Source organism: Leptotrichia sp. oral taxon 847, from assembly GCF_001553645.1.
In the GTDB taxonomy this organism is placed as follows: Bacteria; Fusobacteriota; Fusobacteriia; order Fusobacteriales; family Leptotrichiaceae; genus Leptotrichia.
Map to the genome: position 1 here is coordinate 777,144 of NZ_CP014231.1, position 15,869 is coordinate 793,012.

General features: G+C 26.0%; 19 protein-coding genes. 10 read left to right on the forward strand and 9 right to left on the reverse strand.

Features of this window, described 5'->3' with window-relative positions:
• Window positions 1-208: 208 nt before the first annotated feature.
• Window positions 209-1,519, reverse strand: coding sequence for a sensor histidine kinase (locus tag AXF11_RS03485; protein WP_068154956.1), 1,311 nt, complete (start codon window positions 1,517-1,519; stop codon window positions 209-211).
• Entirely contained in the window at window positions 1,516-2,163 is a 648-nt protein-coding gene (locus tag AXF11_RS03490) for a response regulator transcription factor (RefSeq protein WP_068154959.1), read from the reverse strand. The genes AXF11_RS03485 and AXF11_RS03490 overlap by 4 nt, the downstream gene beginning before the upstream one ends.
• 348 nt (window positions 2,164-2,511) lie before the next feature.
• Between AXF11_RS03490 and AXF11_RS03495 the strand changes: the two genes are divergently transcribed.
• Window positions 2,512-3,189: a phosphatase PAP2 family protein gene (locus AXF11_RS03495; protein WP_231724762.1), complete on the forward strand. Its 678-nt coding sequence runs from the start codon at window positions 2,512-2,514 to the stop codon at window positions 3,187-3,189.
• A gap of 193 nt (window positions 3,190-3,382) precedes the next feature.
• Here the strand turns inward: AXF11_RS03495 and AXF11_RS03500 are convergent, their stop codons facing one another.
• Together AXF11_RS03500 and AXF11_RS03505 are read right to left on the reverse strand one after the other, a co-directional pair.
• Complete coding sequence (locus AXF11_RS03500) at window positions 3,383-3,790, reverse strand: hypothetical protein (RefSeq protein ID WP_068154961.1); 408 nt, start codon at window positions 3,788-3,790, stop codon at window positions 3,383-3,385.
• 11 nt (window positions 3,791-3,801) lie between these two features.
• The gene (locus AXF11_RS03505; RefSeq protein ID WP_068154970.1) at window positions 3,802-4,149 is read right to left on the reverse strand and encodes a hypothetical protein; all 348 of its coding nucleotides are present in this window, start codon (window positions 4,147-4,149) and stop codon (window positions 3,802-3,804) included.
• Window positions 4,150-4,637: 488 nt separating this feature from the next.
• On the opposite strand from AXF11_RS03505, the gene AXF11_RS03510 reads away from it, so the two are divergent.
• The 9 genes from AXF11_RS03510 to AXF11_RS03550 all read left to right on the forward strand — a co-directional run bounded on the left by AXF11_RS03510 (window position 4,638) and on the right by AXF11_RS03550 (window position 12,157).
• Entirely contained in the window at window positions 4,638-5,975 is a 1,338-nt protein-coding gene (locus AXF11_RS03510; protein WP_068154971.1) for a UDP-glucose dehydrogenase family protein, read from the forward strand.
• A gap of 36 nt (window positions 5,976-6,011) precedes the next feature.
• Window positions 6,012-6,728, forward strand: a complete 717-nt coding sequence (locus tag AXF11_RS03515; protein WP_156440376.1) for a glycosyltransferase family 2 protein — start codon at window positions 6,012-6,014, stop codon at window positions 6,726-6,728.
• Complete coding sequence (locus tag AXF11_RS03520) at window positions 6,700-7,803, forward strand: ArnT family glycosyltransferase (protein WP_068154976.1); 1,104 nt, start codon at window positions 6,700-6,702, stop codon at window positions 7,801-7,803. The genes AXF11_RS03515 and AXF11_RS03520 overlap by 29 nt, the downstream gene beginning before the upstream one ends.
• A gap of 32 nt (window positions 7,804-7,835) precedes the next feature.
• Window positions 7,836-8,078: a hypothetical protein gene (locus AXF11_RS03525; protein ID WP_068154978.1), complete on the forward strand. Its 243-nt coding sequence runs from the start codon at window positions 7,836-7,838 to the stop codon at window positions 8,076-8,078.
• 21 nt (window positions 8,079-8,099) lie between these two features.
• On the forward strand, window positions 8,100-8,390 hold the full coding sequence (locus AXF11_RS03530; protein WP_018497872.1) for a lipid-A-disaccharide synthase N-terminal domain-containing protein: 291 nt from the start codon (window positions 8,100-8,102) through the stop codon (window positions 8,388-8,390).
• A gap of 1 nt (window position 8,391) precedes the next feature.
• Window positions 8,392-9,438, forward strand: coding sequence for a GDP-mannose 4,6-dehydratase (locus AXF11_RS03535; RefSeq protein WP_068154980.1), 1,047 nt, complete (start codon window positions 8,392-8,394; stop codon window positions 9,436-9,438).
• The gene (locus AXF11_RS03540) at window positions 9,438-9,971 is read left to right on the forward strand and encodes a phosphatase PAP2 family protein (RefSeq protein ID WP_068154982.1); all 534 of its coding nucleotides are present in this window, start codon (window positions 9,438-9,440) and stop codon (window positions 9,969-9,971) included. The genes AXF11_RS03535 and AXF11_RS03540 overlap by 1 nt, the downstream gene beginning before the upstream one ends.
• Window positions 9,972-10,385: 414 nt before the next feature.
• Window positions 10,386-10,856 carry a hypothetical protein gene (locus AXF11_RS03545; protein WP_068154986.1) on the forward strand — a complete coding sequence of 157 codons (471 nt, stop codon included), beginning with the start codon at window positions 10,386-10,388 and terminating at the stop codon, window positions 10,854-10,856.
• Window positions 10,857-11,086: 230 nt separating this feature from the next.
• Window positions 11,087-12,157, forward strand: coding sequence for an RnfABCDGE type electron transport complex subunit D (locus tag AXF11_RS03550; RefSeq protein WP_082729374.1), 1,071 nt, complete (start codon window positions 11,087-11,089; stop codon window positions 12,155-12,157).
• Window positions 12,158-12,273: 116 nt separating this feature from the next.
• Here the strand turns inward: AXF11_RS03550 and AXF11_RS03555 are convergent, their stop codons facing one another.
• From AXF11_RS03555 to accB, 5 genes are all read right to left on the reverse strand, one after another.
• Window positions 12,274-12,591 carry a hypothetical protein gene (locus tag AXF11_RS03555; protein ID WP_068154990.1) on the reverse strand — a complete coding sequence of 106 codons (318 nt, stop codon included), beginning with the start codon at window positions 12,589-12,591 and terminating at the stop codon, window positions 12,274-12,276.
• An 83-nt stretch (window positions 12,592-12,674) separates the two neighbouring features.
• Window positions 12,675-13,205 carry an adenine phosphoribosyltransferase gene (locus AXF11_RS03560; RefSeq protein WP_068154992.1) on the reverse strand — a complete coding sequence of 177 codons (531 nt, stop codon included), beginning with the start codon at window positions 13,203-13,205 and terminating at the stop codon, window positions 12,675-12,677.
• A gap of 39 nt (window positions 13,206-13,244) precedes the next feature.
• A complete protein-coding gene (locus AXF11_RS03565) occupies window positions 13,245-13,697 on the reverse strand; it encodes an NUDIX domain-containing protein (protein ID WP_068154993.1) in 453 nt (150 codons plus the stop codon).
• 12 nt (window positions 13,698-13,709) lie between these two features.
• Window positions 13,710-14,993 carry a hemolysin family protein gene (locus AXF11_RS03570; RefSeq protein ID WP_068154995.1) on the reverse strand — a complete coding sequence of 428 codons (1,284 nt, stop codon included), beginning with the start codon at window positions 14,991-14,993 and terminating at the stop codon, window positions 13,710-13,712.
• 109 nt (window positions 14,994-15,102) lie between these two features.
• On the reverse strand, window positions 15,103-15,582 hold the full coding sequence (accB, locus tag AXF11_RS03575; RefSeq protein WP_068154997.1) for an acetyl-CoA carboxylase biotin carboxyl carrier protein: 480 nt from the start codon (window positions 15,580-15,582) through the stop codon (window positions 15,103-15,105).
• Window positions 15,583-15,869: the final 287 nt, after the last annotated feature.

Consider the following 15,869-nt stretch of genomic DNA (forward strand, 5'->3'; position numbering starts at 1 on the left):
TACGTCAAATATTAATAAAAAGACGTATTTTTTTATTATTACAAAATGTACCTATGATTGAGAGTGTAAACTTTTTTGTGTAAATAAACTAGTGAATCCTTATATTACTGGATTTGTATATACATTTACACAAAATTATGGACACTCTCCAATGATTATTAGAATGATTCCCGATATCTTGTCTATTGATTTCTTTAATAGTTTTTATTTATTCATAATCAATTTTTTTAAACAACATTCTTACATCAACTCCATCTTTTCTATTTTCCAGATAAATTTCCCCATCATTTAACAAAATTATGTCTTTTATAATTGAAAGTCCAATTCCTACTCCTTTTTTAGCATTTTTGCCTTGAAAATTACGGTTAAACAGTTTTTTCTTCTCTTCCTCAGGAATCCCTTCTCCATAATTTCTTACGATAATTTCAACCATTTCATCTTCTTTGGCAATTAATTCAATATTTCCAATAGAATATTTTATACTATTGTCTATTAACCCACGTAAAACTTCTGAAATTAGGTTTTTATCAGCGAAAATATTTATTTTCTCGTCCACTTTTACTATAATTTTTCTTTCAATATTTAAAAGCTCGTAATCTTTTTTTATTTTTTCAAAAAGAGAATTTACATTGATAATTTCTTTTTTTATTGTTATTTTTTCAAGATTTGAACTTAAAAATAATGTATTTATTATTCTTTCAATATTTTTTACTTCAAGATTCAAATTTTCAATGGCTTCATTTAATAAATCTTTGTCATTTTTCCCCCATTCTAATATATCTAAATAACCTTTCATTATAGCAAGAGGCGTCTTTAATTCATGTGACACATCGGAAGAAAATGTTTTTTGACTTTCTATAATCTCCTCTTTTTTCTTAAAAGTTTCATTTAAAACATCAATTAATTCTCCAATTTCATCATCTCTTGTTTTAGTCAATTGTGCGTCAATATTATGATTATTTATTTCCTTACTTTGAAAAATTATATTTGACAACGGATTTAATACATATTCTGCTACAATTTTTGAAATTATAATAATCGAAATTGTGATTAAAACAAACATTACAAGCATAACATACAAGATTTCATGTGCTTCCATAAATTTAAAATTTCTTATTGCATAATATTTTGTATTATTCACAGTATAAATTCTTTTGTAGACAAATCTGTCCCATTTTGTTTCAAGTTTATTTACTTCAATTTTCTTAAAATCAGAACGATTTTCGTCATCTGTCAAATAAATGAAATCCCCATTTTTTTCAACCGCAAGAGAAATGTATTGTTTATCGGCATAATCGTAGTTTTTGTAAGTCTGTTTCAATTTATCAATCGGAACATTATTTAATTTTTCAATGGCAGATAAGACAAGTTTATCCATTTCTTTAGTTTCAGCTTCAACAGCTTTATGAATTAAAAATATGGTCATTCCCAAGATAATTATAAACGAGATAAAAACTAGACTTACCGTATTTGCAAAAATTATTTTGTCTTTTATTTTTTTTAATCTTATTTTTTTCATATTTTTAAAATATACCCAATTCCTCTCACAGTCTTAATTTTTTCTTTTCCCAATTTTTGCCTAATTTTTTTTATTGTGCTGTCAAGAAGATTGTCGCTTGCATCCCAACCCCATATTTTTTCAACGATTTTATCCCGTGAAACAATTTCCTCTTTATGTTCAATCAACAATTTAACTAATTCAAATTCCGTCTTTGTCAATAAGATAGGTCTATCCTCCAAATAGACAGAATAATTTTCTGTATTTAATTTTAAAGTTTTGTAGACAATCTGAGAAAGTTTTTCCTTTCTAATATTTATATCAATTCTTGCATCAAGCTCCAAAAAATCAAAAGGTTTTGTAACATAATCGCTCGCTCCTGATTTTAATAATTCAACTTTTTCTTCCGTATTATTTTTCGCAGAAACAACAATTATAGGGACTTCTGATATTTTTCTAACATTTTTGCAGACATCATTTCCTTCCATCGAAGGAAGTCCCAAATCCAAAAGCATCAAATCATAAAAGTCCCTTTTTTTGTCAATTTCATTTAATGCGTCAATTCCATTTTCGATTATCGTTATTTCATGATTTTTGTGTTCAAGCTGTAATTTTAAAATACGTGATATTTTTTTATCATCTTCAACAATCAGTATTTTTCCCATTTTTATTTTATCTTTTTCCTTTCTAAAAATTTATTCAGGTTAAATTCATTTTTAAATTTATTTTTTGTGGTATTATTAATTATCAAAAATATTATATCTCAATTTTGTAAAAATGAAAAGATATAAATTTAATATACTAATAATTTTTTCATCAATAACGATAATTTTAACTAAAAAAGGAGCTTTTCAAAAGTTCTTTTTTTGTTTTACTTAACATAAAATTTATTCAGATTAAATTCATTTTTAAATTTATTTTCTGTGGTATTATTAATTATCAAAAATATTATATCTTAATTTTAAAGAAATAAAAAAATTTTTTTAACAAAAACAAAGAAGGAGAAGGTGATTTTGTTGCAATTAACTACTAATATTTTTTTTATTGACAGATTCTTTTTTAAACATTTATCATATATCTCAAAATCTAGTATTTTTCATCATTCAGAAAGCACTGAAAATTTTTTCCATTTTATTACTAAATTTGGAGAAGGATACTTTGAATTGCTGCTGACAGTTGTGTTATTATTGATTTTTTTAATTAATAAAAAGAAATACAATCATTTAAAAAAATATATTTTAGCACTAATTTTTACTTTGCTTTCCACTCAAATTACAGTAAATATAATGAAAGTATTGTTTGCAAGAGCAAGACCATCGATAACTATAAATCCTGATAAATTTTATGGAATTATGACTTTGATTAAAAATAGTTCATTTTGGAAAGGAAATTATGTATCTTTTCCATCAGGACATACAATTACTATTTGGGGAACAATTTGGATTTTATCTTTTGTTATAAAAAACAAAACTATCAAAATACCGTTATTCATCTTAGGAATTTTAGTAGGAATGAGCCGTATTTATTTAGTGCGACATTGGACTACTGATGTTGTTGCAAGTGTTATTCTTTCATATTTTATCGCAAAATTTGTACATAAAAAGATATTTGGAAATAAAGAAAAAATTAGAAAAACAAGATTATTTTCTTATGACAGAAAAACAAATATTGGAATCTTAAAAAAGATATAATGGCAAATACTTTAAATTATAAAAATAAAAAAATAGAAATTTAAAAACAGGATGATATTTTTATCATCCTGCACCATATATTATATTTTGAGTTTACACAAAATTCTGGACACTCTCCTGTCTTACAACAATGATTATTTTCAATTTTTATCTTTAAAAATACCAATCTTCTTTAATTAAAATAAATAAACAACTATCTTAATATAGAAAACATAAAAAAGTTATACGGTTTCTTTACTTTGTATTCTTTTGTAATATTTAAAATATCTTTCTTATTTTTATAATAAATCCCCCTATCTAATCCTTCATTTTTATTTATTAAAAAGTATTCGTTTTTACAATAAGAATATAAATCATATCCTTCTCTGTATATTGTTATACCGTCTGAACTAACCTTTCCATAATAATATATTCCTTTTTTACCGATTTCTAATATTTTACATCCTTCTTTTCCCTCAAGCCTATAATCTCTTTCTCTCCAATTATAAGAAACTGTATCCCAATAAAAACTTTTAAGAACAAAAAAGTTATTTATTATTAACAATTTAAAAGACAGTGCTATTATAGTTATCAAGACTATTAACATAATTTTTTTTAACATCTTTATTACTCCTATCTTCTTTTAGGCAATTCTGTTTTTACTTCGTTTTCCATTTCTTTTAGTGACTTTAAAGTTTTATTAATCTTTATTTCTCTTTTTCGTGTTTTTATTCCAAAAGGATTTCCGCCAATCAATTCTCTTCTTGAAGATTTTTGTGAACCAGAAGCTAGTACATTACCTACATTATCAAAAGTATCTCTATATTGAATTAGTATTGTTATATTGATATTGTATTCCATTAGTTTTTTTATCTTATCATATGAAAAAGTAAATAAATTAGTATTCTCTAATGCTGTAAATTCAGTATTAAATAGATTAAAGTCTACTATTTTACGTTCTCTTAGTCTATCTTTTTTCATTCATTAATATTTTTCCCTTTAATAAAATTTGTCCATCTATTTATAATTTTATTCATTAAACTTGTAGTAGTTTTATCATTAAATAATCTATACGTTTCATCTGGCATATAGTCATCCATAATGAATTTTTGTTTATTCCAACTTCTGTTCCTTTTTTTTATTATTTAACATTAATCATATACAAATGTAAATATCTGTTTAAAGAAAAAAATTAAAAATCTTGCTACTGCAAATTTTCTTATGTATGTACCGATTAATTTATAATTTTTAAGCATAAAATATGTTAAATAATTTAAAATTTAAAGAATAATAGCTAAAATCTTTCAAAAGATAAATTCCAGTTTTTCAAATTTCTTTTTTTATAATATTTATTCAGTTTAAATTCATTTTTTAAATATATTTTCGTGCTATATTTATTTTATAGAAGAAATAAAAATGTAAACTTTTTTAAAAATAAAATTAAAAATTAAATTATAGGAGGATCTTTTATGAACGTAACGATAATCGGAACAGGATACATCGGTTTAGTTCAAGGTGTTGTAATGTCGGATTTAGGATTTGATGTTGTCTGTATTGATAATGATGAAGTAAAAATTGAAACGTTAAAACAGGGAAAATCGCCTATTTATGAGCCAGAATTGGAAGAAACTTTAAAAAAGTCATTGAAAAACGGGAAAATTAAATTTACTTTGGATTATAATTCTGGGATAAAAAATGCTGATGTGATATTTCTTGCGGTAGGAACGCCACCTTTGGCTGATGGAAGTTCAAATTTGAATTATATCACGGCTGCAATTAAAAATTTAGCTCAATTTCTTTCAAAAGATAGCCTTATTATTACAAAATCAACTGTTCCGATGGGAACAAACAAAAAAATCAAAAAAATTATTTTAGATGAATTAAAAAAAAGAAATATGGGTAATCTTAATGTATCAGTTATTTCAAATCCTGAATTTTTAAGGGAAGGAAAGGCTGTTTATGACTTTTTAAATCCTGATAGGATTGTTGTGGGAATTGATGAAAATGATAATAAAGAAAAAATAAAAAAAGAAATTTATAAAATTTATGAATACTTTTTAAAAAAACAAATTCCAATAATTTTTACAAATCTTGAAACGGCAGAATTGTCCAAATATTCTTCAAATGCGTTTTTGTCTGTAAAAATATCATTTATTAATGAAATGGCGATGCTTTCTGAAAAAATAGGAGCGAATATTGAAGATGTTTCAAAAATTATGGGATTTGACCACAGAATTGGAAATGAATTTTTGAATGCGGGACTTGGTTTTGGAGGTTCCTGTTTTCCAAAAGACACTCTTGCGATACTAAACATTGGGAAAAATAATGACTGTGAGATGAGTATTGTAAATTCTGCTGTGAAATTTAATAATGATTTGAAAGATATTTTGATAAAAAAGATAAAAAATAAACTTGGAAGTACAAAAGATAAGACGATTTCGATCTTGGGACTGTCATTTAAGCCAGAAACTAACGATATAAGGGAATCCCCTGCGATAAAAATAATAAAAAAATTGATAAATTTAGGAGCAAAAATTAAAGTTTATTGTCCTCAAGGGATGGAAAAGACAAAAAAAGAACTTGAAAACTATTCAGATTGTATTAAATACTGTAAAAATGAATATGAATGTGCCAAAAATTCAGACTGTCTAATTTTGACTACAGAATGGGAACAATTTAAAAATATGGATTTAGAGAGAATAAAAAATGTTATGAAGAGTAATTATTTTTTTGATTTTAGAAATATGTTTTCAGATAATGAAAATATTAGAAATTATTTTCACTATTATCCGATTGGGAGAAATTAATGCTCTTTTATTATAAATTTTAAAAAAGGAGGAAAAATTATGGAAATATCATTTGTTGTACCGATTTTTAATGAAGAGGAGAATATACTTCTTTTAGTGGAAAAACTGGAATTGGCGGTAAAAGGGAAATATAGTGAATATGAATTTATTTTAGTTGACGACGGGAGTACCGATAAATCAAAGGAGATTCTTGAAAAATTGTCAAAAGATAAAAAATATTTAAAACCTATTTTTTTTAAGAAAAACTGTGGACAAAGTGCGGCACTTTCGGCAGGATTTAAGTATTGCAGCGGAGATATTGTCGTGTCAATGGATGGAGATTTGCAGACAAATCCAAAAGATATTTCTCTTCTTATCCCATATTTAAAGGAATATGATATGGTAAACGGAATGCGTGCGACAAGACAAGACGGCTTTTACAGAAAACTGGCTTCATTAGTTGGAAATTCATTTAGAAATTTTATTACAAAAGACAATATTCGCGATACAGGTTGTCCTTTAAAAGTATTTAAAAAAGAAGTTGTTAAATCTTTTTACCTGTATAAAGGAATGCACAGATTTTTACCCACACTTGCAAAAATAAATAGATTTTCTGTGATTGAAATAGCAGTACCGCATTACGACCGTATTTATGGAAAATCGAAATATACGACTTTTAATAGACTATTTGTCGGATTTGAAGATGTTTTTGCCGTGAGATGGATGAAAAAAAGGAGAATAGACTATGAAATTGCCGACAAAAAAAATTACTAAATTCAATTTTTACAAAGGTTTTAAGTTAAAAAGAAGAAAACTAAAATTTAAATTTGAATATTTTATCCCAATTGTGCTAATTCTCGTAACATTACCACTTTTTAATCGAATGTTTACTCAGAGAAATGAATTAAAATATTTGTATATTGCTCAAGATATAATAAAAAATAAAAATCCATTTGTGTATTATTTATCTGGAAAACTTTATACGGATAAACCGCCGTTATTCTTTTGGATAATTATCTTTTCAAAATTTATTTTTAGAAATTATTATACTTACGGAATTGTTATTTTTAACATATTTATTGAAAGTTTTTTACTCATAAAATTATATAGATTTTTAAAAATAAAATTTGACGAGAATATTGCTATAATGTCAATATTTATAACATTTACAGGAATTCTTCAATATATTTCTGTAATCGTAGTTAGAATGGACATTTATCTTAGCTGTTTCATAGCTTTATCGTTTTTAAATTTTTTTGAATGTTATGAAAAAAATGATTATCAAAAAAATTGGATAACTTTTGTCTACATCGGATTTGCCTTTTTATTTAAAGGAATTGTAGGACTTTTGACTCCATTATTAGTGATAATTCTTTTCAAATTTACAGCTTCAAAAAAATATTCTTTAAAAGAGGTAGGATTTTACAAAGGATTATCAATAATTCTAGCATTTGTCCTATTTTGGATAATTCCAGCCTACATAAGTTTAGGAAATATTTTCATTAATGAATTATTTTCTAAACAACTTTTTGGAAGAGCAGTGAAAGCTTTTGCCCATAAAAGACCGTTTTATTATTATTTATATACTTTACCAATGACAGTATTTCCGTGGACTGTGTATTCGGTGTATGTGATGTATAAATCCATCATTTCTTGGATTAAAGAAAAAAATACGAGCGATTTTGAAAAATTTCTATTAATATGGATTTTTTCAACATTATTTTATTTGTCAGTTTCAAGTAGTAAACTTGTCATTTACTTACTTCCAATTGTAACTCCAATTGGAATTTTGACGGCTATAAATTATAAAAAAATCCCTTTTGAAACAAAAAATATTCTTTTTTCATAACAATTTCTATTTTTATAGTAACTCCAATCGTTATGATTTTCTCAAATTCAAGAGATTTTGTTCCATTTAAAGTAATTTCTATTTTTTCACTATTCAATATAGGAATGGTAAGTTTATTATTATTTTTAAAAGCTGGAAAAAAAGTAGGATTTATATTTTTGGGATTACTATTTCCAATAGTTACTTTTGTTGCAGGATTTAATATAAGTAAAATAAACAAAATGACAGATGCGAGAAATTATGATTCAAACTATATTTACATAGAAAAAAAATAAAACTAAATGGGAGAAAATAAAATGGAAAAAATATTTATAATTTTAGGATTAGCAGGACAACTGATGTTTTCTGCAAGATTTTTAGTTCAATGGATTGCGAGCGAAAAAAGAAAAAAAAGCGTTGTTCCAATTTCATTTTGGTTTTTAAGCCTTTTTGGAAGTTTTCTTTTATTAATTTATGCAATTTACAGAAAAGATATTGTCTTTACTTTGGGACAATTATTTGGATTTATCGTTTATATAAGAAATTTACTTATTATTAAAAATACAGAAAAAATAGAAAAAAATATAAAGAAAGGAAAATTGAAATAAAATGAAAACTTATTTAATCACAGGTGGAGCGGGATTTATCGGATCCCATCTTGTAAAAAAATTATTATCAGAAAATTTTAAAGTAATTGTAGTAGATAATTTTGACGATTTTTATGATTACAAAATCAAAATTTCCAATTTGTGTGAAGCAACAAATACTTCTTTTCAAATAAAATATGACAAAAAAGAAAAAAATCTAAAAGAATTTGTCAACTTTATAAATAATGCAGATAAAAATATGATTTTATTAAACAAAGACATCAGAAATTTCGATGATTTGAAAGAAGTTTTTAAAAGCTATAAATTTGACGGAATCGTGCATTTAGCAGCAAAAGCTGGAGTGCGACCATCTTTTGAAAAACCATTGGATTACGAAGAAACAAATATAAAAGGAACTTTAAATTTATTGGAATTATGTAAAAAATTTAAAATTAACAATTTTGTCTGTGCTTCTTCATCTTCAGTTTACGGAGATACACCAAAATTTCCTTTTTCAGAAAACGATGACATAAAAAAAACTTTATCGCCTTATGCTCTAACTAAAAAAACTTGCGAAGAAATGGCGTATCTATATTACAAAAATTACAGTATAAAAGTCGTAATGCTCAGATTTTTTACAGTTTATGGACCAGGACAGCGGCCAGATTTAGCTATTCATAAATTTGCAAAAAAACTGAAATACAATGAAAAAATATCAATTTATGGAGATGGCAAGACAGGACGGGACTATACTTATATTGATGATATAATCGCAGGAATCATAGCTTCAATAAACTTTATAAACCAAAAAAATGAATGTTACGAAATCTTTAATCTCGGAAACAACAGAGTGATAACTCTTATGGAAATGGTAAAAACAATGGAAAAAATTTCAGGCTACAAAGCTGATTTAGAATTTTGCGACTTTCAAAAAGGAGATATGCCGATGACATACGCTGATATTTCCAAAGCCAAAAAACTTCTTGATTATAGTCCAAAAACAGATTTTGAAGATGGAATAGAAAAATTTTTTGAATGGTTTGAGAAAAAAGAAAGTGGTGAAATTTAATGAATATATTGCAAAATTTTGATTTATTAGTAATTGAAGCACTATACCACATCCATGAGCCGATTTTAGATAAAATTATGATTTTTTTTACAGATTTAGGAAATACAATCTGGGTAGTAATAACCATATGGCTTTTAATAAATAAAAAAACAAGAAAAACAGGCTTAAAAGCAGCAGCAGCACTTATTATATTTCTTCTGATAGTTAATGTTGGTTTAAAACCTTTCTTTCATAGAACAAGACCTTTTAAATATTTAAAAGACATAGTTTTATTAATCCCGGAACCAAGTAGTTTTTCGTTTCCATCGGCACATACAGCATCAGCTTTTACAATGGTTTATATTTTTTATAAAGATATTAAAAAATATTTTCCTGGCGTACTGATTTTAGCTATTTTAATATCACTTTCAAGATTGTATCTAAGCGTACATTTTCCCACCGATGTAATGGCAGGAATTGGGATAGGATTATTTTCAGGATTTTTAGGAAATAGTTTAATTAATAATTTTGAATTTAAAGGAGAAAAGCAATGAAAAAAATAATAATTTTATTAATATCTGTTTTACTTTTGATTTCTCAATGTACAAGTTATCAAAATAATGATGATTTTTGTTCGATAGTGATTCCGACTTGTGAGATTAATAAATAAAATATCTAAAATTAAAGTAAATACAAAAAACAAAAAAAATGAAATTCTAAAAAAATAATTTAAATTAAAAGTGTTCAAAATTTTGTATGATTTCTAAATAAATTGACATCTTATCAGTTTTATTTGAAACTTATAAAAATTATAGACACTTTTTTAATTTTTTAACTTAAAAAATAAGTTATAAAAATATATATAAATTATTTTTGTATACGTAAATAAATAAAAAAAATGAAACAAAGGTAAAATAAAGAAATATGGAATATAATATTTTGATAAACAGGTTAAATGGAGGAAAAAAATGAAAATTATAAAAAAAATAATATTATTTTTAGGTGCAATAACTCTTGTCTTATGGGGAAACTATGCTAGACAGCAATCCAAAATTACTGAAATAACCACAGAAAATAATTCTTCTGAAAATGTAAATTCTTTAGTAGACGGGACAACTATTGAAAATAAATCCTCTGAAAGAGCAATTTCTTCAGAAGAAAAGACTGATAATTCTGTAAAAAAAGAAAAAAAACGATTTAAGAGATCTTCAATTTCTTCAAAATTGAAAGAAAATTCAAAAAATAATAATTCAACTGTCGAACAAAAAGAGTCCGAAAAAACAACTTCTTCTAAAGTGGAAAATAAAAATTCAGAAAATATAAATAATTCAAATAATCAAAAAGAGAATAAAGATACCGGGAAAAAAACTGGTGAGGAGAAAAAAACAAATTCAACTGAAACAAAAAATCCTGAAAAATCAACTTCAATTAAAAATTGATAAAAATTGAAGGATATTTGATAGAAGAAAATGGGAAAATACATTATACTTACGGATTTTTAAAATATATTAAATAAAAAATTTTTAAATTTTAAACTATAAAAAATAAAAAATTGGAGAAAAAATGATTAAAGATATAATGAAAATCGATTCAATGAAACATATAACAAAAGTTTTGGAAATAAAAAAACTGGAAAAGAAAATTTAATGAAAATGGAGGTAAATAAATAATGGAAGTAAAAAATAGTTATACGCCTTGTTTAAGAACAGGAGATGATATAAAAACTGTAATGTTCGACGTAATTTTAGCTCTTACGCCAGCAATATTAATCTCAATTTTAGTTTATGGATTATCTTCATTTTTAATCATATTAATTTGTATTTTGTCAGCAGTTTTGACAGAAACTATTTTTTCAAAAATTTTTTTTAACGAAATAAGTAGCATAAAAAACTTGTCAGCTATAGTTACAGGGATTTTACTGGCATTCATACTGGCACCATACACTCCAATTTATGTAGCTGCATTTGGTGCTGCAATGGCGATAATCTTTGGAAAATTAATTTTCGGTGGAATCGGAAAAAATAGATTAAATCCTGCTGTTGTAGGAAGAGAGTTTATGACGGTATTTTTCCCACTTATTATGTCCTCACCTGCGATATGGTCTGGAAATTCACTAAATATATCAGAACTAAAAATATTTTCTTTTATAATTGACAACAATCTTACAAATTATCTTGACAAATTGTTAATAAATCCAACAGGTTCAATAGGAGAAGTCTCAATACTGGCACTAATTGCTGGAGGAACTTATCTATTAATAAAAAATAGAATTTCGTGGCACATACCAGTAGCTTTATTTTGCACAGTTTTTCTTGTTTCATCTTTTGTAAAAGAAGCCGAAATTTCAATGGGTGGACTTATGTTAGTAGGAATTTTTATGGCAACAGATACGCCAACAAGTCCAACATATTCTTTTGGAAAATTTTACTATGGAATGATGATGGGACTGACAATGGCTATATTTTGGAAATTTGGTATTCAATCTGAAACACTGTCGTATTCAATAATTGTTTTAAATATTTTTTCAAAAAAGATTAATAAAGTTTTTAGACCTGTAGTTTCCGGTTATAAATTAAATTTGATAAAGAAAATATTTTCATTTTTAAAAATTTCGATATTAATATTCCTCTTTGATTTACTATGGATACTTTTACACAAATTTGACATAATACCTTACATTGTATTTATCTACATTCTTGTAACAACTGTAAAACTTATCTCATCAAAAAATATAAAATAATATAACTAAAGTAAAAAGGATTGAAGTATAATCTTCAATCCTTTTTTGTTTTTTACAAATTTTCTCAAAATTTCAAAATTTAAACTAGGTAAATTAATGCTTTAGACATAGACTAATTATTTATTTTTTCTATAACGACTAAATTCTGGTGTGTTTTTAACATTTACTTTTGATGTATCTTCACTAGCTTTTTTCTTACCAATTGCGTCGTCTATTCCAGCTCGATTGACATTTTTATCGTCTTTTTTATCTTTTTTCTTTTTATCTACTTTTTTAAAAATGCTGTCTACGCCTTTTCTGTCAGTTGTTTTGTCTTTATCCTTTTTAACTATATTTGAAATTCTTCTTCCCAATCTTTTTAATCTTCTTGGAGATGAAAAGCTAAGTGCTGAACCCATAACTAAGAATACTAGTATATATTTTTTTATTTTCATTTTTATTCCTCCTCTTCTTTTTCAAGTCAAATAAGTATACTCCTAATTTCTTTGTTTTAGATTATAATAAACTTTTTTTATTGTTAATAAGTTAGCTGAGAATACACTTCATATCCGTCTAAAAGTTCTCTTCCTTTTAAATCGGAAAGTTCTATCATAAATGCCAATTCCACAACTTTGGCTCCCAATTTTTCTACTAATTGGACCATCGCTTTGGCAGTTCCACCAGTTGCCAGCAAATCATCCACTATTAAAATTTTATCACCTTTTGAAAAAGCATCTTTATGAATTTCTATACTATTTTTACCGTATTCTAGGCTATATTCCACACTTTCAACTTCAGCGGGTAATTTTCCTGGTTTTCTTGCTGGAACAAACCCCGCACCAATGTTATAAGCAATTGCAGAAGCAAAAATAAACCCTCTCGCATCGGCTCCTACAACATAGTCAATTCCTTTATTTTTGTATCTGTCAGTAAAGTCTTTTATCACAATTTGAAGTCCTTCTTTATTTTTTAGAGCAGTTGTAATGTCCCTAAAGACTACACCTTTTTCGGGAAAGTCATTTACGCTTCTCACCAAATTTTTAACAAATTCTTTTTCTTTTTTATCCATTGTTTGTCCTCTTTTTCTATCGTATTTTTTACATAATTTTTAATCATTCCACAAATTTCCTAAATAACATTCAAATTTTTGACCATCCATTATTTTCATAAGATTTTCTTTAATATTTGGATAAATTGTCAAATTTTCCAGTTCACTTTTTTTAAAAAATTTTAAATCTGAAAGTACAGCTTCATCACCTAATTTTATAACTTCATCGTTTTTATTTTCTCTGTGAACGCTGTAAAATAAATTTAATACATGTCTACTTTTATCTGGCGAAATTGTTTCGGAAAAAAATAAAAATTTGTCGACTTTTATGTCAATATTCGTTTCTTCTTTATATTCCCGAATTACAGCTTCTTTAGTACTCTCACCCCAATCGTTTCCACCGCCGGGAATTAACCAATATTTTTTATCATTTTTACTGTGCTGAATTAACAAGATTTTATCATTTTCAATAAGAATCCCTGCCACTCTTATACGAGGTCTCATCTCTTCCATTCTTTGCTTCTCCTATTCTTCTTCTTTTTTTTCTAAAATAACAATCCGAACTCTTTCCACTCTTTTATTATCTGTATCTATGACTTTCATAACAAATCCATCGCCTTTAATTTGATCAAAGACTTCCGCTACTTTTCCCAACTTATCTTGAATATAGCCTGATACCGTATCGTATTCCTCAGATAACGGAATATCTAAGTTGAGTTTTTCATTTATTTCTTCAATAAGCGTATCACCTTTTACATCAAATATTCTTTCCCGAATTTTTTGGATACTCTCTTCTTCCTTATCAAACTCATCTCTAATTTCTCCAACGATTTCTTCCAATAAATCTTCAATCGTTACAATTCCTTGCGTCCCACCGTATTCATCAATTACAATTGCCATATGCAACTGTTTTACTTTAAATTCTTCTAAAAGTTCTACCAGTGCTTTTGTAATCGGTACATAATATGCTTCTTTCATAAATTCTTTTAACAAAAGATTTTCATTATTTTTGTCATTGGCATAGCGAAGTAAATCTTTTATATGAACTGTTCCTACGATATTGTCAATTGTTCCCGTATAAATTGGAATTCGTGTAAATTCCTGCTCCAATATTTTACTCCAGACATCTTTTAATTTACTTTCAGAATCCAGCGCAAAAACATCCCTTCTAGGCGTTAAAATCTCTTTTACTGTCATATCGGCAAAGCCTATTATACTTGAAATCATTTCTTCTTCGCCTTCTTCTATCGCTCCACTTTGCGTCCCCGCTTTTACAAATGTCAAAATTTCTTCTTCCGTTATTTCAAACATCTGTTCTTTTACTTCTATTTTTAATAATTTCATAACAAATCGTGAAATGTGAATAAAAAGTAAAACAATCGGTTTTAGTAAAATTCTTAACGCATTTAACGGAATTATCGCAACTTTTGAAATCTCATACACTTTCGCTCTTGCGACTAGTCTTGGAATCATTTCCGTAAATACTAAAATTATTACTAAAAGAATAAAAAATACTAAATAAAAATATAAATTTTTTTCAAAAAATTTTTTTATCAAATTTATTCCAAAAAAAATCATAAAAGAATATGAAATCGTTTTTATAAACAAAAGTGTAGTCAGAAGCTCATTTGGATTTTTTAACCACAGCTCCAAAAGTTTTCCCTCTTTTACATTTTTTTCATTGTCTCCATTGTTTAAATGGATTTGCTTTAGTGAAAGTAAAGCCGATTCTGCCGCCGACAAAAATGCCGTGAAAAACAGCATAACCACCAATAACACAATATCTATTGATATTATTTTCTCTTCCAAATTTTATCCCTTCTTTTTTATAAACCTGTTTCAAAAAATATTACTTAATTTTTACAAAAAATTTTTTATGTCTATCATAAAAACTATATTTTAAAATAAAAATTTTAAATTATCCAATTATCATCAAAGTTTGTCCTTTTTTTATTGCATCCCCGTCTTTTACCAATATTTTTTTTACTGTTCCTGAAACTGTTGATTTTACTTCATTCATAAGTTTCATTGCCTCAACGATACAAAGTGTCTGTCCTTTTTCAACTTTTACTCCTTCTTTTACAAACGGAGGCATATTTGGCGATGGTGCTGAATAAAAAGTCCCAACCATTGGTGAAATAATTTTATTTCCCTCAATTTCCTGGTTTTCTTCACTTGCTGGTTTTGACTCTTGCACTTCCACAGTTTTTTCCTGTGTTGGTATTGCATTTGAAACTACATTTTGCGGAACTGCTCCCGCACTAACTACAACATTTTTTTCTTTTTTCTTTTTGCTTAGCATAATTTCAAAATTATTTTCTTCATATTTTACTGTTTCAATTTTATTTTCATTCATACTCTGTGCCAGTTCTTTAATAAATTTAATTTTTTCTTTCATTAATTTTCTCGCTTTCTTTTTTTTTCATAATTTTTTTACCCCTATATTATACATTGATTTTGAATAAATAACAATAAAAATATTAATCAATTTTTATTTAACAGAGTAAAATATTTAGTATAGATAATTTCCACTTAAAAAAAGAGAAAAACAGTTACAATGTAATCGCTCAATCTTATTGTAAGGTGTTTTTCTTTGTGATTAAATAGTAGTTTTTTCGTTACTTTTTCAAAGAGTGTCAATTTTTCTATTCTATCCGATTGTATCATTTCTAAGTATGTTTAGAA